This window comes from Streptomyces sp. NPDC058697, assembly GCF_042715345.1.
In the GTDB taxonomy this organism is placed as follows: Bacteria; Actinomycetota; Actinomycetes; order Streptomycetales; family Streptomycetaceae; genus Streptomyces; species Streptomyces liliifuscus.
Window position 1 is genome coordinate 269,425 of the sequence record NZ_JBHXSU010000006.1, and the last position, 18,835, is coordinate 288,259.

An 18,835-nucleotide genomic window follows, 5' to 3' on the forward strand; every position below is an offset into this window, starting at 1 on the left:
CCGCAGCCAAGCCAGAAACCCGACGGCCCGCAGGGTGCTAGAGCGCGTCCAAGCGAGCCCGTTGCCCCGGGCCAAGGCGGAGCCCGCCCGCGGCGACGTTCTCCTCCAGGTGAGCAAGGCTGGCCGTGCCCGGGATCGGCAGGATGGCCTGGGAGTGGCCGAGGAGCCAGGCGAGGGCCACCTGCGTGGGCGTGGCGTCGAGTTCGGCTGCGATCGCCGCGATCTCGGCCCTGTCCCCCGACGTGCCCCACGCCACGGTCCGCCACGGCAGGAAGGCGATCCCCGCCGCCGCGCAGGCATCCAGCACCGGCTCATGCTCGCGGTCGAGCAAGTTGTACCGGTTCTGAACGCTTGCGATGTCCACGACCTTTCGGGCCTGGTCGAGTTCGTCGACCGTCACCTCGGACAGGCCGATCCGGCCCACCTTGCCCTCGTCCCGGAGGTCCCGCAGCGCGCCGACTTGGTCGGCGAGCGGCGTCGCCGGGTCGATGCGGTGCAGCTGGAGCAGCTCGATCCGGTCGACGCGGAGTCTGCGCAGGGCCCGGTCCACCTGGTCCCGCAGGGCCTCCGGGCGGCCGTCCAGCTCCCACTCGCCCGACGCCTCCGACCGTTCGAGGCCGATCTTGGTGGTGATCAGGAGACCGTCCGCGTACGGGTACAGCGCCTCGGCCAGGAGTTCCTCGTTGGCGCCGCCGCCGTACATGTAAGCCGTGTCGATCAGTGTCACTCCGAGTTTGACGGCCCGGCGGGCCACCGCGATTGCCGCCTCGCGTGCGTCCGCCGGCTCCGTGGACAGGTGCATCGCCCCGAAACCGAGCCGCCCCACCTCCAGGTCCCCGCCGATACGGAACGTGCTCGATGTGGTCGTCGTCATCTACGAGTCTCCCCCTCGATCGAACGGCCACGCTAACAGCGCCCCCGGACCAGCAAAACCCGTGCGGGAACCGGCCACAGCGGGCATAATCTCTGACTGAGTCAGCTATCCAGCCCGATGCGTGAACCCCAAGGCAGGTGTCAAAGGCAGGTGCCGGACGTCATGACCATTCAAGAGATCCGTGCTTTCAACCGCTTCTACACGAACCTCATCGGCGCGCTCGACTACAGCCGCCAGCTCCACGCCCCGTACACGCTCACGGAGTCCCGTGTGCTGTACGAACTCGCCCACTCGCCCCGTACGGATGCGGCCGACCTCCGCGGTGAACTCTGTCTGGATTCCGGCTACTTGAGCCGTCTGCTCGCGAAGTTCGAGAAGGACGGGCTGATCGAGCGGGCACCGTCGGAGAAGGACACCCGGCGGCGCCGGATCACGCTCACGGCCCGCGGGCGGGAGACCGCCGACCTGCTGAACGAGCGCTCGCGGGAGGCCGTCGGCTCGCTGCTCTCCACCGTGCCGCCGGACGCCCGGCCCCGGCTCGCCGAGGCCATGCGGGACATCCGCGAGATCCTCTCGGACGCGAGCCGGCGGCCGCCGCGTCGGGAGGACGTGCTGCTGCGCGAGCCGGGGCCCGGCGACCTCGGCTGGGTCGTGCAGCGCAATGCCGCGCTCTATGCCTCCGAGTACGGCTTCAACACGGACTACGAGGGCCTGGTCGCCCGGATCGTCGCCGACTTCGCCGAGGACCACGATCCGCACCTGGAGCGGGTGTGGATCGCGGAGCTCGACGGTCGTCCGGTGGGCTGCGTGATGTGCGTACGGGACGAGGCACCCGGCGCCGCCCGGCTGCGCCTCCTGCTCGTCGAACCGGACGCGCGCGGCCTCGGCATCGGCGACCAACTGGTCGGCGCTTGCGTCGAGTTCGCCCGCGGTGTCGGCTACCGGGAGATGGTCCTGTGGACGAACGACGTCCTCACGTCCGCCCGCCGTATCTATCAGCGCCACGGCTTCGTCCTCGTCGACGAAAAGCCCCACCGCTCCTTCGGCACCGACCTGAACGGCCAGGACTGGCGCCTGGACCTGCATGGCGGCGCAGGCTGAGCCACAGCCGGTGGAGTCGGCCGAGCGCGCCCCGTCAGGGGCCCCATCCACCCAGGGGCGCGGGGAACGGCGCAATCTTTTGGCCTTTAGGGGCGCGAGGAACGGCGCGAGCAACCCACGACGACCGACAGCCGACAAACGACCGCAAGCCCCCACCCCCCAGGGGCGCGGGGAACTGCGCAATCTTTTGGCTTTTAGGGGCGCGGGGAACTGCGCAATCTTTTGGCTTTTAGGGGCGCGGGGAACTGCGCGACCAGCCCCCAGCGCCCCGCAGCCGACCCACTTACGGCCACCGACGGAGTCACACGTGCGGGCGCCGCCCCTTCTCCTGGCGAGGGAACGACTGGCGGGCGCCAGGAAGCGTCGGCTTCGGTAGGGTCGCCACCTCCTCCTTCGCCCGTTCCAGCTGCTCCGCCGTGTCGTCCGGGAGGCGCGGCGCGCGCGGGCGGCCGTGGGAGAAGCGGAACGCCGACGTGAAGTCGCCGAAGGTCTCGCGACGCCAGTCGCTGATGTTCGGCTCCTCCACGCCCGTGAAGCTCTCCAGGAACTGGAGGGCCGAGGTGTGGTCGAAGGCCTCCGACGCCACCCAACCGCCCACCGTCCAGGGCGAGATGACGATCGCCGGGACGCGGAAGCCGCCGCCGATCGGCAGGCCCTGGACGAACTCGTTCGCCGTGCCCGCGTGGGGAGTCGGCGGGGCCACGTGGTCGAACAGGCCGTCGTTCTCGTCGTAGTTGAGGATGAAGGCCGTCTTCCGCCACACCTTGGGGTTGGCGGCGATGGCCTCGATCTTGGATGCCACGAAGTCCGCGCCCGCAGCCGGCAGGTAGTCCGGGTGTTCCGACTGGAAGCTCGTCGGCATGATCCAACTGACCGTCGGCAGGCGGTCGTTGCGGGCGTCGTCCTCGAAGGTGCCCTCGGGCTGGGGGCGTACGCCGCGCTCGTAGAGGTCCGAGCCGGGCTGCGCGTTCCTGAAGGACGCGAACTGCTCCAGCATGTTGCAGCCGTAGTCGTCGTCCTGCTGGTACACCTTCCAGCTGATCCCGGCCGCCTGGAGCCGCTCGGCGTACGTCGTCCAGCGGTACGGCGTCGGAGCCACGTTGCTGAGGATCGGGCCGCCCTGCTGTCCGCCGGGGTCGATCGTGCCCGTCATCCACATCAGGCGGTTCGGCCAGGTCGGGCCGAACACCGAGCAGTAGTAGTTGTCGCAGATGGTGAAGGTCTCGGCGAGGGCAAACTGGAAGGGGATGTCCTCGCGGGTGTAATAGCCCATGACGTACGGGCCGTTGACGCCGTCCGCCTTGCGGTGCGCAGGGAGCCAGCGGTCCATTTTGCCGTTGTTCCAGGCCTCGTGCTGGACCGACCAGGCGTGGCTGGTGGACGGTATCGCCTGCGCGCTCGACTTGCGGGTGTCGAGATGGAAGGGCAGCAGATAGCCCTTCGGGTTCTCGGCGTCCGGCTGGTAGAAGACCGGCCGGCCGTTGTCGAGTTTCAGCGCGTGCGGGTCGGCGAAGCCGCGTACCCCGGACAGCGTGCCGAAGTAGTGATCGAAGGAACGGTTCTCCTGCATCAGCATCACGACGTGCTCGATGTCCCGGAGCGAGCCGCCCCGCGGCGGTCCGGCCGCGACGGCCTTCTGCACGCTGGGCGGGAGGAGAGTGAGAGCCGCGGCGCCGCCCACCGCGCCGGCGGCGGAACCGAGGAGTCTACGACGACTCAACTCGGGCATGGTTGCCCCTTCTTGAGCCAATGGGCTCTGCGGAGTGGCGTGGGCCCGTGACGGAGAGCACCGGGCCGCCGATCACTCTCCGCCCGGTTCGGCATGGCACATCAGGGGCGTCCGGTGAACAAGTGAGAAACGGGTGGAAAGGGGTTGGCCAAGCCATGACATGCCAGGTCGGGGCATTGCCGGGCCGTTGCCGGGACTTGGCAGACGGATGGGCCGTCCATGGGTCGGGGGTCGGGGGTCGGGGGTCAGGGGTCGGGCAGCACTGCCGGGAGTCGACCTCCGGACCCGCGAGGCGCCATCTGGAGTCGGTCTCCGGACCCGTGCGGCGCCGTCTAGATTCGGTCTTCGGACCCGTGCGGCGTCGACGGGAGTCGATCTCCGGACCCGTGCCGCACGCGGGAGTGACAGAGGACGAGTGGCGGGTACTGTCCGACTCATGAAGCTGGCCTTCTCCACCCTCGGCGTTCCCGGACTCCCGATCAGTGACGTGGTGCGCCTCGCCGCCACGCACGGCTATCACGGCGTCGAGTTGCGCGCGCATCCCGAAGAGCCGGTCCACCCCGGCATGGACCTCACCGAACGGGTCGACGTGGCGGCCGAGTTCAAGGCCGCGGGCATCGAGATCCTGGGCCTCGCCGGGTACGCGCGCGTCGCGGCACCGGGCGACGACGGCCCCGTGATCGCCGAGATCCGCGGACTCCTCGAACTGGCCCGGGACCTCGGCGCCCCCTACATCCGCGTCTTCCCCGGCGGCGGGCCCGACCAGAGCCCCGAGGAGGCCGACGCCACGGCCGCCCGGCGCCTGGGCACGGCCGCCGAGTACGCCGCCGACCTGGGCGTACGCATCCTCCTGGAGACCCACGACTCGCACCGCACGGGCGCCGACGCGATCCGCGTCCTGGGCCTCGTCGGCCACCGCCAGGCCGGCGCCCTGTGGGACGTCATGCACACCTGGCTCGGCGGCGAACAGCCCCCGGCCACCTTCGCCGCGCTCTCCCCGCACCTCGGCTACATCCAGGTCAAGGACATCGCCTCCGCCGACGACACGACCCCGCTGCCGCTCGGCACGGGTGTCCTCCCCCTCACCGAGTGCGTCGAGCTCCTCTCCCGCGAGGGCTGGGACGGCTGGCTGTGCTGGGAGTACGAGAAGCGGTGGTACGCGTCGGCCGCGCCGCTCGAAGGGTTGCTGGGGGCGGGCCGGGAGCACCTGGCGCGGTTGCTGAACGAGTCGGCGTAGGGCGGCGGCGGCGCGTCGGGCCCCCTAAACGGCGTGCCTACTGTGTGCGCACCCTCGCCCATACCGTCTTGCCGATCACTCTGGCTCTGAGTTCCCAGCTGTCCGCCAGGACCGCCACGAGGGGCAGGCCCCGGCCCGACTCCGCGTCCAGGGGCGGTACTTGGGGTTCCGGGAGGCGGGGCGACGCGTCGGAGACCTCGATCTCCACCGCCTTCTCGCCGTCATAGGTGAGGGCAACCTCGAAGAAGCGGTCGGGGACGCGGGCGTGCCGTACCGCGTTCGTCGCCAGCTCCGAGACGATCAGTTCGATCGCCTCCGCGGCGTCGGTCGGGATCCGCCATTCCGTGAGTACGGATCTGGCCCCTCGGCGGGCCTCCGGCACGGAGCGGGTCACCGGCGTGAGCCTGCGCCGCCAGGTCCGGACCCCGAGGTCGCGGACGTCTCGCAAGTCTCGGAGGTTTACTCCGTCACTTTCTGTGTTCACAGGAACACTGTCGGCCCTGGTGGCTACCGTCACCAGTGACCGAGCGTCGACGCCTGTGGCGGGCAACTGTTCCTGTTCGGGCGTTGATTGGCGTTGAGTGCCGTAGAGCCGTAGAGGGGAAGGTTGCGATGGCGCAGCCCAAGAAGAACTCGTCGTCGCCTGCTGCGCAGTACTTCGCGGAGGTGCTGCGGATGCTTCGCACGAAGGCGGGGTTGTCGCAGACCGAGTTGGGCGAGCGGATGGCTTATACGGGGGCCGCGGTGAGCGCGGTCGAGACGTGCGCGAAACCGGCGACGGACGAGTTCATCGAGGCTGCGGAGAAGGCGCTGGAGGCGGGTGGGGTGATTGCGGCCGCCGCCAAGTATTTGCGCCTGGAGCGCTATCCGGCTCACTTCCAGGGCATGGTCCAGCTGGAGCAGGATGCGCTGACCGTCTCCTCGTACTGCGTCCAGCTGATCCACGGATTGCTGCAAACCGAGGCATACGCCTGCGCTCTGTACGACCACGCCGTTCCGCCGGTGGACCCCGAGGAGATTGAGCATCACATTGCGGCCCGCATGGAGCGCAAAGCGCTGTTCGACCGCAAGCCTGTGGCGATGATCAGCATGGTGCTGGAAGAGGCCGCATTGCGGCGGCACATCGGCGGTGCGAGCGTGATGCAGCGACAGTACGAGTACCTCGTCGAATGCGCCACGCGCCCCAACCTGGCGCTCCAGGTGATGCCCATGGGACGGGCCGGACATGCCTGCCTGGCCGGTCCGATGACGGTCATCGAGACCCCGGAGGAGGTCACCCTGGTGTACTTGGAAGGGCAAGGAAACAGCCACTTGGTCTCCAAGCCCGACGAAGTGGGAGTACTCGCGCGGCGTTATGCGATGATCCGAACACAGGCCCTCAACCCCGAGGAGTCCGTGATTCTGATCGAGCAGCTGGCGGGTGAACTGTGAGCAACTTGACCTGGTTCAAGAGCAGTTACAGCGACAACACCGGCGGCGAGTGCGTCGAAACCGCCTTCACATGGCGCAAGAGCAGCTACAGCGACTCGGGCGGCGGCGAATGCGTCGAGGTGGCCACCACCTCCGCCATCCACATCCGTGACTCCAAAGACATCGCACGCCCCTCCCTCCGCGTCTCCCCCGCCGCCTGGGGCACCTTCATAGCTGACGTAAGGACCGCCTCCCACCCCCCATGCTGATCCGCGAAGCCCTCCGCAATCTCCGTCTCACGTGGCGGCCCCTCTGCCGGCTCACGCTGCTCGTCACCGGCCTCGCCACCCTCGTGGGGAGCGCGGTCGTGGGGGCCGGGTTCCTCCTGTCGTGGGGGACGTTCGAGGAGGTGCGGAGGAGTGCGGACCAGGATGTCGCCTACGAGGACCCCATCGCGGCGTACATCGACGGGACGATGGAGAACCTGCAACAGGTCGGCGCGGGTGTCACGGTGTTGCTGCTGGCCCTCGCGGCGGCCGTCGTCGCCGTGTTGCAGACCGCGTACACCGTGGCCTTCGAGCACGGGTCGGAGGAGGGTCAACGGACGCTGACTGTCAGGGAGTTGTGGGGGCGGATGCGTCCGCACGTCGGGGTCGCCTACTGGGTGCAGTGGCGGATCTGGCTGCGCGTCGGAGCGGTGGGGATTCTGGCGCTCATGATCTCCGTCCTCGCGGACTCGGGGGAAGTGCCCGGTGTCGAGCGGACGCTGGTGGGTGAGACCGCGACCTGGCAGTACCGGCTGGTGGGCGGGGTGCTCCCGATCACCGTCGCGGTGCTCGCCCTGCTCGTGTACTTCCGCCACTGCGTGGCCACCGCCGCGCTGGTGACCGAGAACTCCTCGTCCAAGGCGGCGGTACGACGTGCCTGGGCGCTGACGAAAAGGGCACCCTGGAAGACGTACGGCATCGGGCTGTTGCTCGCGGCCGCGGTCGTGCTCGCGTTCGTCGTCCTGCGGTACGCGGCGGCTCCCGTCGCGCACGTGCTGGGCCTCGGGATGTTGTGGGTGAGTGACGACAACGCGTACATCACGGGAGTGCTGGTCCTGATCACCCCGACGGCGGTGGCCCTGCTCCTGCTCCCGTTGGTGGTTCTGCCGTTCGTGTGCTCAGTGGTCGCCGTGCTGTACCGGGACCTCAGCGCGCGGGACAGCCGAGTCGCCGCCCCCGTGGCGTGACACCGGCGTCGGCGCCACCGCGGGTGCGGTGACGCGGCCCAAAACAGCACCACACCAACCCCGTTGTGCACTCCCATGCTCACCCGTACCAATTTCCGGGAATCGGCGGAATCCGGGGAACCCATCCCCGCCACCCGCCGTCCAATTCGCATGCTGTCGGATGAGTCTCCGCAGTGCGGTGTCGGCCTCGCTGCTGGCTGCGATCGCTGACTTACCCTCTCCGCCGCCTGCGGCCGGCAGCACGCCGTCATCGGCGCGCCCCCCTCCAACAGCGCCGATGGCGGCCCCTCTTGTGTCAGGCACGCCGTACGTGGGTCAGCAGCTGCCGGATGTGCTGGGTTGCGGGGTGGCCGGGCCCGAGGTGGCGTTCGCTGTCGGTCAGGGTGTGCGTGAAGCCCTCCGCGCTCAACTGCCCGTTGCCCACCTTGTGGTGGGTGTAGGCGAGGTTGCCACGGGAGAGGAGCGTGTACGGGTGGCCGGGGCCCAGCGTGCGTTCGCGGTCGGACAGGGTCCGCTCGTGGAGGGGGACGGCACGGGCCGGGGCATTCGTCAGTTCGTGGGCCCGGGCGAGGTTGTCCCGGCATTGCAGGGTGAGCAGGTTGTCCGGGCCGAGGACACGCTCACGGCCGGCCAGGGCCTGTTCGTAGAGCGGGATGGCGTGGGCCGGGTCGCCCGCCGCCTCGTGGCCGCCCGCGAGGTTGTTCCGGAAGGTGAGGGTGTCGGGGTGGTCGGGCCCCAGGACTCGTTCCCCGTCGGCCAGGGTCTCTTCGAACAGCCGCACTGCGCGGGCCAGGTGTCCCGCCTGCTGGCAGGCGCCGCCGAGGTTGCTACGGGCTCGCAGGGTGTCGGGGTGGTCCGGGCCCAGCTTGCGTTCGTGGTCGGCCAGGATTCGCTCGAAGTCCGACACCTCGTCGTCGGCGGAGGGTGGTTCCTCCACCCGACGGTCGCCCACCGGCCCGTCCCCGTCCGCCCGGCGCGTGGGTAACCCCTCCGTCGACCGCTCCTCCGCCGCCCGTTGCAGCTCCTCGCGAAGCGCGTTCATCGGCTCGGCGCATTCCGTGCGTGGCACTTCGGACATGGCATCCGCCCCCTCGTCTGCCGCTCGTCTGCCCTTCGTCTGCCGCTCGTTCAAGCGTACGGCGACCGCCCCTGGGCACCCTCGCCGGAAAGGGTCGGACGGGGTCTGTCCGCCGTGTCGGCTGTCCGTGCTATTGACTGGCAGAAATTTCCCGGATATCCGTGACTCCTTGGAAGTTTCCTTCATACTCGCCCCTCCACGGGTCCTTCGGGCCCTCTCCGGAAGGAGCGCACGTGCACACCTCCAGACGTACGCTGCTCGCGGCGACCGCGGGCGCGGCGGCGGTTGTCGCCGTCGGCGGTCCGGCGCTGGCCGAGGACGACGGCACCGGCAGGCACGACGACAAGCGGCTCCGGGCCCTGATCTCCCGTATGACGCTCGAAGAGAAGGTCGGGCAGCTCTTCGTGATGCGGGTGTACGGGCACTCGGCGACCGCGCCCGACCAGGCCGACATCGATGCCAACCTCAAGGAGATCGGCGTACGCAACGCCGTCGAGCTGATCGCGAAGTACCGGGTCGGCGGGATCATCTACTTCGGGTGGGCGCACAACACCCGTGACCCGCACCAGATCGCGGACCTGAGCAACGGCATCCAGAAGGCCGCGCTGGAACAGCCGCGCGGGCTGCCCGTGCTCATCTCCACCGATCAGGAGCACGGGATCGTCGCCCGGGTGGGCAAGCCCGCCACGCTCTTCCCGGGTGCGATGGCCCTCGGGGCCGGCGGCTCGCGCACGGACGCCCGTACGGCGGGGCGGATCGGTGGTGCCGAGCTGCGCGCTATGGGTATTCGGCAGGACTACGCGCCTGTCGCCGACGTGAACGTCAATCCGGCCAACCCCGTCATCGGCGTACGGTCCTTCGGCGCCGATCCCCAGGCGGTGGCGGGGATGGTCGCCGCGCAGGTGAAGGGGTATCAGAGCGCCGGGGTCGCCGCCACGTCCAAGCACTTCCCGGGGCACGGGGACACCGAGACCGACAGTCATTACGGCTTCCCCGTCATCGAGCACACCGAGGCGCAGTGGACCGAGCTCGACGCTCCGCCGTTCCGCTCCGCCATCGCGGCCGGGATCGACTCGATCATGACCGCGCACATCATGGTTCCGGCGCTCGATCCGTCCGGCGACCCGGCGACCCTCTCCCGGCCCATCCTCACCGGCATCCTGCGCGATCGGCTCGGCTACGACGGGGTCGTGGTGACGGACTCGCTGGGCATGCAGGGCGTACGGACCAAGTACGGGGACGATCGGGTGCCCGTGCTCGCGCTCAAGGCCGGTGTCGATCAGCTTCTCAATCCGCCGAAGCTGGATGTCGCCTGGAACGCCGTCCTCCAGGCCGTCCGTGGTGGTGAGCTGACGGAGGCGCGCCTCGACGAATCGATCCTGCGGGTGCTGCGGCTGAAGGCCAAGCTGGGGCTGATCAAGGATCCGTACGTCACTCGGCGCGGCGTGGACCGGGTCGTGGGGATCTCGTCGCATCTCAAGGCCGCCGATCGCATCGCCGAGCGGACCACGACTCTTCTCGTCAACTCCGGGGGGCTGCTGCCGCTTTCGCGTCGTACGCATCGGAACGTTCTTGTCGTCGGGGCCGATCCCGCCTCACCGTCCGGCACCACCGGGCCGCCCACGACCGTGCTCGGCGCCGCGCTGACCGAGCTGGGCTTCACGGCGATCGTTCTCTCCACGGGCACGGCCCCGACAGACGCGACCATTGCGAAAGCCGTCGCGGCGGCTCAGGGCGTGGACGCGGTGCTCGTGGGGACGTACAACGTCACCGCCGCCTCCAGTCAGCGGACGCTCGTGAACCAGCTCCTCGCCACCGGCCGTCCGGTGGTCGCGCTCGCCATCCGCAATCCGTACGACGTAGCCCAACTGCCCGATGTCAAGGCCTACTTGGCGGCGTACTCCTGGACGGACGTCGAGCTGCGCGCCGCCGTGCGCGTGCTCGCGGGGCGTGCCGAACCGGTGGGCGACCTGCCGGTGCCGGTGCAGAAGGCGGACAAGCCGACGGAGGTGCTTTACCCCGTCGGGCACGGTCTGAGGTACTAGGGCCTGCCTACTGGGCCTGACGTACTGGACCTACGCCGCACACCCGGCGCACCGACCCCAACTGACGCAAAGCACCCCGTACGCCTGGCGGGGCCCGCCACGACGGGTCACGCTGGGCGGGGGGATCGGGGGGAGTGCCATGCGCGATGGACGGGGCGTGGGAGCACGTCGTACGGGGATGGTGTGCGCGCTGCTGATGCTGGTGGCGGCGGTGCTCACGGGGTGCCAGCAGTCGTCCGGGACCGAGGAGCGCAGGCTGGACGAGGCGACTCCGGCTCCGACGCGGGCCTCGGGGTACGGGGTGGTGTTCCTCGCGATCGACGAGTGCAGTTCGTTCGGGCGCGAGTCGTTCACCGAGGTGCCGTGCACCAGTGAGAAGGCGGCGGCACGGGTGGTCGCGCGGCACGACGGGAAGGTCGGCGAGGGGCCGTCCTGCCCCGCCACCACGGACTTCGTGCTGCACATCAGCGAGCAGAAGCCCTCGGCCGACGAGGACGGCGACGGCGCGGTTCCGCAGGGCTACGCCTGTATGCGCAATCTGGAGGCCCCGCATCCGGGCGACCCGGGCGGCGGCGGAGGTCCCCGCACCATCGTGGGCGACTGTGTCTACAGCGCGGGTGCGGGCGAGGTCCGTGAGACGTCGTGCGACAGCACGGGCAAGAAGGCGCCGGAGTTCAAGGTGACCGCGGCGGTGGAGAAGCGCACCGGCTGCCCTGCCTCGACGGCGTTGTACGTCCAGCTGGGCGGGCCGAAGCCGGTGGGCTGCGCCCGCCCGGTGTAGCCCCGGGCCCGTCCGGTGCAGCCCCGGGATTTCCCCGAGGACTCCACCGGACGGGCGCGGCAAGGCTATTGCCGCTTCGGCCGGTTACGGCCTGAGCTGGCGCTCCACCGTGCGCTTGTCGAGCTTCGAGTCGTACTTGGCCAGCGGCTTCGCCTTGTCCGGGTCCGCCTGGACGGCGGCGGGGGCGACGCCCGCCCACTGAAGGATCCGGGCCGTGGCGAGCGCCTTCTGGTCGGGGACGAGGCCCGCGACGTTGGCGCCGTGGTTCATGCCGGGGGCCGTGAAGACGTACGAGTCACGCGCGCCCTTGCCGACGCGGAACGGCTCGGCACCCCACGGGTCGTTCTGGCCGTACACGAACAGCATCTGGTTCGCGTTGCGCTTCACCCACGCGTCGACGTCGTGCATGGCGCCGGGCTGGAACTTCATGGAGATGTCGCGCGGCACGAAGTTCCGCGGCGGCAGGTAGCCGTAGCGGATGTACTTCTTCTCGATGTGCGGGAAGACGATGGTCGGCGCGCCGAGCTGCGTACCCGCCTGGTAGAAGTACGGCGTGTACGGGTCCAGGCCCTGGTCCGTGTAGAACGAGAAGCCGGAGATCGTGTCGATCGAGTTCCAGATCTGGTCGTCGGTCGCGGTCTTGGCGTTCGGCGGGATCAGCTCGTCCTCGGTGCAGTCGGCCGCCTGCGCGTACTGCCAGAAGCCCCAGACGTAGTCGAGGACGACGGCCTCGAACGCCTTGTCCAGGCTGCCGATGGTGTTGAAGGTGTAGCCCTCGGCGGCGGCCACCTCCTTGTACTTCTTCTCCAGCGACGTGCGGCGGACGAGTGCCTCGCGCTGCACCGCGTTCAGCCGGGTGCGGCACTCCTTGGTGCCGACCTTCGCGAAGAACCGGTCGTAGGCCGAGTCCTCCTTGTTCACCACGTCGTTGGGGGCGACGTACGCGACGACGCCGTCCATGTCACGCGGGTAGAAGCGCTCGAAGTAGGTGGCGGTCATGCCGCCCTTCGAGCCGCCGGTGGAGATCCACTTCTTGTCGTAGACCGGCTTGAGGGCCTTGAAGATGCGGTGCTGGTCGCTGGCGGCCTGCCAGATGTCCAGCTTGCTCCAGTCGGCCGGCGCGGGCCGGGACGGAGTGAAGAAGCGGTACTCCATCGAGATCTGGTTGCCGTCCACGATCTGGGCCGGCTCGCTGCGGCGCGGGGTCGTGGAGACGTTGTAGCCGCCGGTGAAGAAGACCGTCGGGCGGGCCGTGTCCTTGTGCAGCACGGTGATCCGCTGCTGGAAGGTGCCCTTGGACGGCTTCCGGTGGTCGACGGGCTGGGTGTAGTTGAGGACGAAGTAGCGGTAGCCGGTGTAGGGCTTCTCCTCGATCAGGCTCATGCCCGGTATCGCGAGGAGCCGGTCCTTGATGTCCGCCGCGTCGTCCGTGACGACATTCGTGCCGGTGGCGTCCGGCTGGGCGGCGGTGGCCGCCCCGGCCGTGCTCACGGTGCCTATCAGCACCACGAGAGACAACAGCCATCTGAGCGTTTTGCGCATGCGTTCTCCCCTGAATACGCAGATGTCCGCCGGAACCTAGCGGAGCAACTGCTGTCGCACCAGGGGATGTTGGGTGCATTACGGACAGGATGGCACGAAGATCGCACAACTCGGCCGGGAGTGTCCGTTCAGCAGAGAATCCAGTCAGCAGAGGATCCAGCCCGTGCTCACCGAGCCCGAGCCGACGGCGCCCTTGATCCACACGCAGCGGTTGCCGGCGTGCACCTTCACCGGGCCCGCGTACTTCTTGAACATTCCTTCGTTGGGGACCGCCTGGTTCCCCCGCGCCCGCACGCTCACCATCATGTACTTGCGGGCGCCCACCTTGTTGGGACGGGTCACCGCGCAGACGTAGCCGCGCTTCTTGTAGACCTGCACGTACCCGGTGGAGAAGGGCACCGTGCGCACCTTCCGCCCCGAGCACGGGCTCGCCGCCGACGCCTCACCCACCCCGGGGCCCGCGAGCGCCAGCAGCCCCGAGGCGGTCACCAGGGCGGTGCCCAGCGCCAGACGGCGGCGTATCACGCCCATGTCCACTGGTGTCCCTTCCACGGCCCGCAGCAATCGGCGTACTGATGTACGGACGCATGACGTACGGCGAATGGTTGCGCGGAAGGGGCTACCGGGTCAGGTCGGCGTACCGACGGTCGCGGCCGTGTCCTGGTCGGGCTCCCCCACGAACGTCCGCCACAGCTCCGCGTACCGGCCGCCGCGGGCGAGCAGTTCGTCGTGCGTGCCGTCCTCCGCGACCCGGCCGTCGGCCATCACCACGACCCGGTCCGCGCGGGCGGCGGTGGTCAGCCGGTGGGCGACCACCAGTGTGGTGCGGCGGCCCGCGATGCGGTCGGTGGCCTGGTTGACCTGGGCCTCGGTGGCCAGGTCGAGGGCGGCGGTGGCCTCGTCGAGGAGCAGGATGTCCGGGTCGACGAGTTCCGCGCGGGCCAGCGCGATCAGCTGCCGCTGCCCGGCGGAGAGGTTGCGGCCGCGCTCGGCGACCTCGTGGAGGTAGCCGCCGTCCAGCGTGGCGATCATGTCGTGCGCGCCGACCGTACGGGCCGCCGCCTCCACCTCGGCATCGGTCGCGTCCGGACGCCCGTAGGCGATGGCGTCCCGGACCGTGCCCAGGAAGAGGTACGCCTCCTGCGGGACGACGCCCAGACGGTGGCGGTACGAGGTGATGTCGAGGGAGCGCAGATCGGTGCCGTCGACGGTGACCCGGCCGCCGGTCGGGTCGTAGAAGCGGGCCACGAGCTTGACGAGGGTCGACTTGCCCGCGCCGGTCTCGCCGACGAAGGCCACGGTCTGGCCGGCGGGGATGCTGAGCTTGACCCCGCTCAGGGCCTCCTCGTCGTCGCCGTACGCGAAGTCCACGTCCTCGAAGGCGATCTCGCCCCGCAGGGACAGGACTTCGAGCGGCTCGTCGGCGGCCTTCGTCGATGTCGGTTCCTGGAGCAGCTCCTGGATCCGGCCGAGCGAGACGGTCGCCTGCTGGTAGCCGTCGAAGACCTGCGAGAGCTGCTGCACGGGGGCGAAGAACAGGTCGATGTAGAGGAGGTACGCCACCAGCGCACCCGTGGTGAGGGTGCCCGCGTCGACCCGGCCCGCGCCCACGATCAGTACCGCTGCCGCCGCCACCGACGACAGCAGCTGCACGAACGGGAAGTAGATCGAGATGAGCCACTGGCCGCGGATACGGGCCTGGCGGTAGCTGTCGCTGCGCTCCGCGAACCTCTTGCCGCCCACTCCCTCGCGGCGGAACGCCTGGAGGATCCGCAGCCCGGACACCGACTCCTGGAGGTCCGCGTTCACCACGGAGACGCGCTCACGGGCGAGTTCGTACGCCTTCACGCTGGAGCGGCGGAAGAAGAACGTGCCGATGATCAGCGGCGGCAGGGTCAGGAAGACGACCACCGCGAGGCCGACGTCGATCACCAGCAGGGCGACCATGATGCCGAAGAAGGTGACGACCGAGACGAACGCGGTGACCAGGCCCGTCTGCAGGAACGTGGACAGCGCGTCCACGTCAGTCGTCATCCGGGTCATGATCCGGCCGGTCAACTCGCGTTCGTAGTAGTCGAGTCCGAGGCGCTGGAGCTGGGCGAAGATCTTCAGGCGCAGTGAGTACAGGACGCGTTCGCCGGTGCGCCCGGTCATGCGGATCTCGCCGGTCTGCGCCACCCACTGGACGACGACGGACACCAGGGCGAGCGCGGACGCGGCCCAGACGGCACCGAGGGCGACCTCGGAGACGCCCTGGTCGATGCCGTGCCGGATCAGGACCGGCAGGAGCAGGCCCATGCCCGCGTCCACGGCGACCAGGCCGAGGCTGACGAGCAGCGGAAGCCCGAAGCCCCGCAGCAGCCGCCTCAGGCCGTACGACTCCTCCGGTGTGACCGCGCGTGCCTCGTCGATCTCCGGAATGTCGGTGGCCGGGGGCAACGCGTCGACCTGGGCGAGGAGTTCGGGGGTCGCGGGCGATCCGTCGAGGGCGGTGTCCTTGGGCTCGCGGTCGCCCGTCCACAGGTGTGGGGTGACGCCCCGCTCGGCGTCGAACTCGGCGTCCAGCTCGTCCCGTACGGAGGTGTCCTCCTGCGGACAGGCCGGCCGGGCGTGACCCGGTGAGACGCCGCCCAGCTCGTCCGGGTCGGTGAGCAGGCGCCGGTAGAGCGGTGAGCGCTCGGTCAGTTCCTTGTGGGTGCCGATGTCGGCGAGGCGGCCGCCGTCGAGGACCGCGATGCGGTCGGCGAGGTTCAGGGTGGAGCGGCGGTGGGCGATCAGGAGTGTGGTGCGGCCTTCCATGACCTGTTTGAGGGCCTCGTGGATCTCGTGCTCCACGCGGGCGTCCACGGCCGAGGTGGCGTCGTCCAGGACCAGCAGGCGGGGGTCGGTGAGGATCGCCCGGGCCAGGGCGACGCGCTGGCGCTGGCCGCCGGAGAGAGTGAGGCCGTGCTCGCCGACCTTGGTGTCGTAGCCCTCGGGCAGGGCGGCGATGAAGCGGTCCGCCTGGGCGGCCCGGGCCGCCTGCTCGATCTCCTCCTGGGTGGCCTCGGGGCGGCCGTACGCGATGTTGGCGCGGACGGTGTCGGAGAAGAGGAAGGAGTCCTCGGGGACGAGGCCGATCGCGGCCCGCAGCGAGTCGACGGTCAGCTCGCGCACGTCGTGGCCGCCGATGAGGACCGCGCCCCTGGTCACGTCGTAGAAGCGGGGCAGCAGGAGGGAGACCGTGGACTTGCCGGAGCCCGAGGAGCCGACGACCGCGAGGGTCTCGCCCGCGTGGATCTCGAACGAGAGGCCGTCCAGGACCGGGCGGCTGTCCTCGTAGGCGAACGACACGTCGTCGAACTCGACGGTCGCGGGGGCGGAGGCGGGCAGCGGTTTCGTGCCGTCCTTGATCGACGGCTGGGTGTCGATCAGCTCCAGGACGCGTTCGGCGCCGGCGCGGGCCTGCTGGCCGACCGTGAGGACCATCGCGAGCATGCGGACGGGTCCGACGAGCTGGGCCAGGTAGGCGGAGAACGCCACGAAGGTGCCGAGGGTGATCTGGCCCTTGACCGCCAGCCAGCCGCCCAGGGCCAGCATGGCCACCTGGCCGAGGGCCGGGACCGCCTGGAGGGCCGGGGTGTACTTGGAGTTCAGCCGGATCGTGCGCAGCCGGCCCGCGAAGAGCTTGCGGCCGATCTCGCGGAGCTTGCCGGTCTCCTGGTCCTCCTGGCCGAAGCCCTTGACCACGCGTACGCCACTGACCGCGCCGTCCACGACACCGGCCACGGCGGCGGCTTGTGCCTGGGCGTACCAGGTGGCGGGGTGGAGCCTGGAGCGGCTGCGCTTGGCGATGACCCACAGGGCCGGGGCGACGGCGAGGGCGACCAGGGTGAGCGGCAGCGACAGCCAGGCCATGATCACGAGGGAGATCAGGAAGAGCAGTACGTTCCCGACGGTCATCGGGAGCATGAAGAGCAGGCCCTGGATGAGCTGGAGGTCGCTGGTCGCGCGGCCCACGACCTGGCCGGTGGACAGCTCGTCCTGGCGCCGGCCGTCGAGGTGGGTGATCGTCCCGTACATGTCCGTGCGCAGGTCGTGCTGGACGTCGAGCGCGAGGCGGCCGCCGTAGTAGCGGCGGATGTAGGTGAGGACGTAGACGACGACTCCGGCGCCGATGAGCATGGCGGCCCAGGGGGCCATGCCCCGGGTGTGGTCCCCGACGACGTCGTCGATGATCACCTTGGTGACCAGCGGGACCAGGGCCATGACGGCCATGCCGACGAGCGAGGCGCCCAGCGCGAGCACGACGTCCTTCGGGTACCGCCAGGCGTACCCGGCCAGCCGTCGTGCCCATCCCCGCTGCGTTGCCACGAGTGCCTTCCATCCGTCCGGTCGATCCGTTCGTCCGGAAGGCACCAACGCGGACGGAAGGGGATTTCATCCCTCCGCAACAATCGGGCCCATGTTCGGGCAGCGGTCAGAGGCGGACCCGGAGGGAGTAGAAGCGGGTGATCTGGACCGGGTTCTGGTTGTCGTCGCTGACCAGGAGCAGGTTCAGACGGCCGTGGCCGCCGCCCGTGACGGCGAGGCCCTCGATGTTGTCGAGGAGCGGGTTGGGCTGCGGCTGCTTGGCCTGGGCGCCGAGTGAAGGACAGTTCACGAGGTCGGCGAGCAGGGTCTTACGGGCGAGGCGTACGCCGCTCTGGCCGGTCAGGGTGTCGATGCCGGACGTGTCCGTGGCGCGGCGCAGGTCGGCGAGGTAGAGCCGGATCGTGTTGCCGACGCCCGCGGTGAAGCCGCGTTCCAGGACGAGGAGGCGGCCGTCGGGGGTGGCCGTGGTCTCGGAGACGTTCAGACCGGTGTCGGTGCGGTAGCCGTACTGGGCGTCGAGGGCGAAGTGGCCCCGCTGACGCTCCCAGGTCTGGAACCGGACGATGCCCGTGGTGTCCCCCGCGAGGGAGCCCTCCATCCCTGCCAGCAGGGTGCGGCGGCCGGGGAGGAAGGTGAGCCCTTCGAAGGTCTGGTTCGTGGTCGCGCGGCCCGCGGGGGCGACCTTGAGGGCGTCCGGTACGGGGAGGCGGTCGAGGATGCGGCCGTCGCGGGCGTACCGGCGTATGGAGGGCTCGGTCTCGGAGGAGATCAGCCGGGTGCCGTCGCGGTCCACGGCCAGGCCCTCGGAGTCGAGCGCGGCACCACTCTCGTCGGCGAGCGGCACGACGGAGGCGGGCCGCAGCGTCTTGCGGTCCAGCGTGAAGAGCGCGGACCGGTCGGAGACCGCGGCGATCCTTCCGTCGCGGTCCACCGCGAGCGCGGAGAAGTTCCCGACGAACGTGCCCTCGTACGTCGTCTTGTCGAGCCCGTCGGAGAAGCTCTCAATGGAGACGGAGGGCGAACAGGCATTGCCGCGCTGGGCATTGGCAGGCGCTGCCGCAGTAAGGCAGGCGGCTGCCGCCATGGCAGCCGTGACAGTGGCAAGAAGTGGTCTCAGGCGCATGGCGTCACGGTAGGCGGAGGCGGGTTGAGGGGGAGGGTACTGGCCGTTAATTCCAGGGAGTCGGAGCTTTCCAGGGGGCGGGGTCGAGGGGGGTTGGAATCGGGAGCCGGGGGTCGGGAGCCGGGACCGAGGCCCGGGGGCCAGGGTCGAGGGCCGGGGGTCGGGACCGGGAACCGGGAACCGAGGCCGAGGCCGGGGATCGGGGCCGGGGCCGGGGCCCGGGAACCGGGAACCGGTGACGGAGGCCGGGGCCGGGAGCCAGGGCCAGCGCCGGGGACCGGGGACCGAGGGTGGGGGCCGAGGGCCGGGGACCGGGGACCGAGGCCGG

15 protein-coding genes are annotated in these 18,835 nt (G+C 70.1%); 7 read left to right on the top strand and 8 right to left on the bottom strand.

Annotated elements, in window-relative coordinates; translation table 11 throughout:
* Nucleotides 1-37: 37 nt before the first annotated feature.
* A complete protein-coding gene (locus ACFWXQ_RS17150) occupies nucleotides 38-874 on the bottom strand; it encodes an aldo/keto reductase (protein WP_383940461.1) in 837 nt (278 codons plus the stop codon).
* 162 nt (nucleotides 875-1,036) lie between these two features.
* Between ACFWXQ_RS17150 and ACFWXQ_RS17155 the strand changes: the two genes are divergently transcribed.
* Nucleotides 1,037-1,975, top strand: a complete 939-nt coding sequence (locus tag ACFWXQ_RS17155) for a GNAT family N-acetyltransferase (RefSeq protein ID WP_383940464.1) — start codon at nucleotides 1,037-1,039, stop codon at nucleotides 1,973-1,975.
* Between the two features lie 301 nt (nucleotides 1,976-2,276).
* Here ACFWXQ_RS17155 and ACFWXQ_RS17160 read toward each other — a convergent pair whose 3' ends face one another.
* Nucleotides 2,277-3,704: an alkaline phosphatase family protein gene (locus ACFWXQ_RS17160; protein WP_383940467.1), complete on the bottom strand. Its 1,428-nt coding sequence runs from the start codon at nucleotides 3,702-3,704 to the stop codon at nucleotides 2,277-2,279.
* A gap of 436 nt (nucleotides 3,705-4,140) precedes the next feature.
* Here ACFWXQ_RS17160 and ACFWXQ_RS17165 point away from each other — a divergent pair, with 436 nt between their 5' ends.
* On the top strand, nucleotides 4,141-4,941 hold the full coding sequence (locus ACFWXQ_RS17165) for a sugar phosphate isomerase/epimerase family protein (protein WP_383940470.1): 801 nt from the start codon (nucleotides 4,141-4,143) through the stop codon (nucleotides 4,939-4,941).
* 37 nt (nucleotides 4,942-4,978) lie between these two features.
* On the opposite strand, the gene ACFWXQ_RS17170 is transcribed toward ACFWXQ_RS17165, so the two are convergent.
* Nucleotides 4,979-5,389, bottom strand: coding sequence for an ATP-binding protein (locus ACFWXQ_RS17170; protein ID WP_383940473.1), 411 nt, complete (start codon nucleotides 5,387-5,389; stop codon nucleotides 4,979-4,981).
* A 164-nt stretch (nucleotides 5,390-5,553) separates the two neighbouring features.
* Here ACFWXQ_RS17170 and ACFWXQ_RS17175 point away from each other — a divergent pair, with 164 nt between their 5' ends.
* From ACFWXQ_RS17175 to ACFWXQ_RS17185, 3 genes are read left to right on the top strand one after another with little or no spacing between them, the layout of a single operon-like run.
* Nucleotides 5,554-6,372 carry a Scr1 family TA system antitoxin-like transcriptional regulator gene (locus tag ACFWXQ_RS17175; protein WP_383940476.1) on the top strand — a complete coding sequence of 273 codons (819 nt, stop codon included), beginning with the start codon at nucleotides 5,554-5,556 and terminating at the stop codon, nucleotides 6,370-6,372.
* On the top strand, nucleotides 6,369-6,620 hold the full coding sequence (locus tag ACFWXQ_RS17180; RefSeq protein ID WP_383940479.1) for a DUF397 domain-containing protein: 252 nt from the start codon (nucleotides 6,369-6,371) through the stop codon (nucleotides 6,618-6,620). Before ACFWXQ_RS17175 ends, ACFWXQ_RS17180 begins: the two co-directional genes overlap by 4 nt.
* Nucleotides 6,614-7,585, top strand: a complete 972-nt coding sequence (locus tag ACFWXQ_RS17185) for a hypothetical protein (RefSeq protein WP_383940482.1) — start codon at nucleotides 6,614-6,616, stop codon at nucleotides 7,583-7,585. The genes ACFWXQ_RS17180 and ACFWXQ_RS17185 overlap by 7 nt, the downstream gene beginning before the upstream one ends.
* A 295-nt stretch (nucleotides 7,586-7,880) precedes the next feature.
* Here ACFWXQ_RS17185 and ACFWXQ_RS17190 read toward each other — a convergent pair whose 3' ends face one another.
* Nucleotides 7,881-8,663 carry a tetratricopeptide repeat protein gene (locus ACFWXQ_RS17190; protein WP_383940485.1) on the bottom strand — a complete coding sequence of 261 codons (783 nt, stop codon included), beginning with the start codon at nucleotides 8,661-8,663 and terminating at the stop codon, nucleotides 7,881-7,883.
* Between the two features lie 233 nt (nucleotides 8,664-8,896).
* Here ACFWXQ_RS17190 and ACFWXQ_RS17195 point away from each other — a divergent pair, with 233 nt between their 5' ends.
* Both ACFWXQ_RS17195 and ACFWXQ_RS17200 read left to right on the top strand, forming a co-directional pair.
* Complete coding sequence (locus ACFWXQ_RS17195) at nucleotides 8,897-10,708, top strand: glycoside hydrolase family 3 protein (protein ID WP_383940488.1); 1,812 nt, start codon at nucleotides 8,897-8,899, stop codon at nucleotides 10,706-10,708.
* 139 nt (nucleotides 10,709-10,847) lie between these two features.
* Nucleotides 10,848-11,489 carry a hypothetical protein gene (locus ACFWXQ_RS17200; RefSeq protein ID WP_383940491.1) on the top strand — a complete coding sequence of 214 codons (642 nt, stop codon included), beginning with the start codon at nucleotides 10,848-10,850 and terminating at the stop codon, nucleotides 11,487-11,489.
* Between the two features lie 84 nt (nucleotides 11,490-11,573).
* Here the strand turns inward: ACFWXQ_RS17200 and ACFWXQ_RS17205 are convergent, their stop codons facing one another.
* The 4 genes from ACFWXQ_RS17205 to ACFWXQ_RS17220 all read right to left on the bottom strand — a co-directional run bounded on the left by ACFWXQ_RS17205 (nucleotide 11,574) and on the right by ACFWXQ_RS17220 (nucleotide 18,507).
* Nucleotides 11,574-13,031 carry a S28 family serine protease gene (locus ACFWXQ_RS17205; RefSeq protein WP_383940494.1) on the bottom strand — a complete coding sequence of 486 codons (1,458 nt, stop codon included), beginning with the start codon at nucleotides 13,029-13,031 and terminating at the stop codon, nucleotides 11,574-11,576.
* A 144-nt stretch (nucleotides 13,032-13,175) separates the two neighbouring features.
* The gene (locus ACFWXQ_RS17210; RefSeq protein ID WP_383940512.1) at nucleotides 13,176-13,568 is read right to left on the bottom strand and encodes a hypothetical protein; all 393 of its coding nucleotides are present in this window, start codon (nucleotides 13,566-13,568) and stop codon (nucleotides 13,176-13,178) included.
* Between the two features lie 90 nt (nucleotides 13,569-13,658).
* On the bottom strand, nucleotides 13,659-17,384 hold the full coding sequence (locus ACFWXQ_RS17215) for an ABC transporter ATP-binding protein (protein WP_383940497.1): 3,726 nt from the start codon (nucleotides 17,382-17,384) through the stop codon (nucleotides 13,659-13,661).
* A gap of 106 nt (nucleotides 17,385-17,490) precedes the next feature.
* The gene (locus ACFWXQ_RS17220; RefSeq protein WP_383940500.1) at nucleotides 17,491-18,507 is read right to left on the bottom strand and encodes an esterase-like activity of phytase family protein; all 1,017 of its coding nucleotides are present in this window, start codon (nucleotides 18,505-18,507) and stop codon (nucleotides 17,491-17,493) included.
* Between the last annotated feature and the right edge of the window lie 328 nt (nucleotides 18,508-18,835).

What these genes read in the sequence shown, in the direction of transcription:
- ACFWXQ_RS17200 (WP_383940491.1), top strand. Translation starts at nt 10,848, where the DNA reads ATGCGCGATGGACGGGGCGTGGGAGCACGTCGTACGGGGATGGTGTGC.
- ACFWXQ_RS17190 (WP_383940485.1), bottom strand. Translation starts at nt 8,663, where the DNA reads ATGTCCGAAGTGCCACGCACGGAATGCGCCGAGCCGATGAACGCGCTT.
- ACFWXQ_RS17165 (WP_383940470.1), top strand. Translation starts at nt 4,141, where the DNA reads ATGAAGCTGGCCTTCTCCACCCTCGGCGTTCCCGGACTCCCGATCAGT.
- ACFWXQ_RS17205 (WP_383940494.1), bottom strand. Translation starts at nt 13,031, where the DNA reads ATGCGCAAAACGCTCAGATGGCTGTTGTCTCTCGTGGTGCTGATAGGC.
- ACFWXQ_RS17185 (WP_383940482.1), top strand. Translation starts at nt 6,614, where the DNA reads ATGCTGATCCGCGAAGCCCTCCGCAATCTCCGTCTCACGTGGCGGCCC.
- ACFWXQ_RS17220 (WP_383940500.1), bottom strand. Translation starts at nt 18,507, where the DNA reads ATGCGCCTGAGACCACTTCTTGCCACTGTCACGGCTGCCATGGCGGCA.
- ACFWXQ_RS17150 (WP_383940461.1), bottom strand. Translation starts at nt 874, where the DNA reads ATGACGACGACCACATCGAGCACGTTCCGTATCGGCGGGGACCTGGAG.
- ACFWXQ_RS17155 (WP_383940464.1), top strand. Translation starts at nt 1,037, where the DNA reads ATGACCATTCAAGAGATCCGTGCTTTCAACCGCTTCTACACGAACCTC.
- ACFWXQ_RS17175 (WP_383940476.1), top strand. Translation starts at nt 5,554, where the DNA reads ATGGCGCAGCCCAAGAAGAACTCGTCGTCGCCTGCTGCGCAGTACTTC.
- ACFWXQ_RS17160 (WP_383940467.1), bottom strand. Translation starts at nt 3,704, where the DNA reads ATGCCCGAGTTGAGTCGTCGTAGACTCCTCGGTTCCGCCGCCGGCGCG.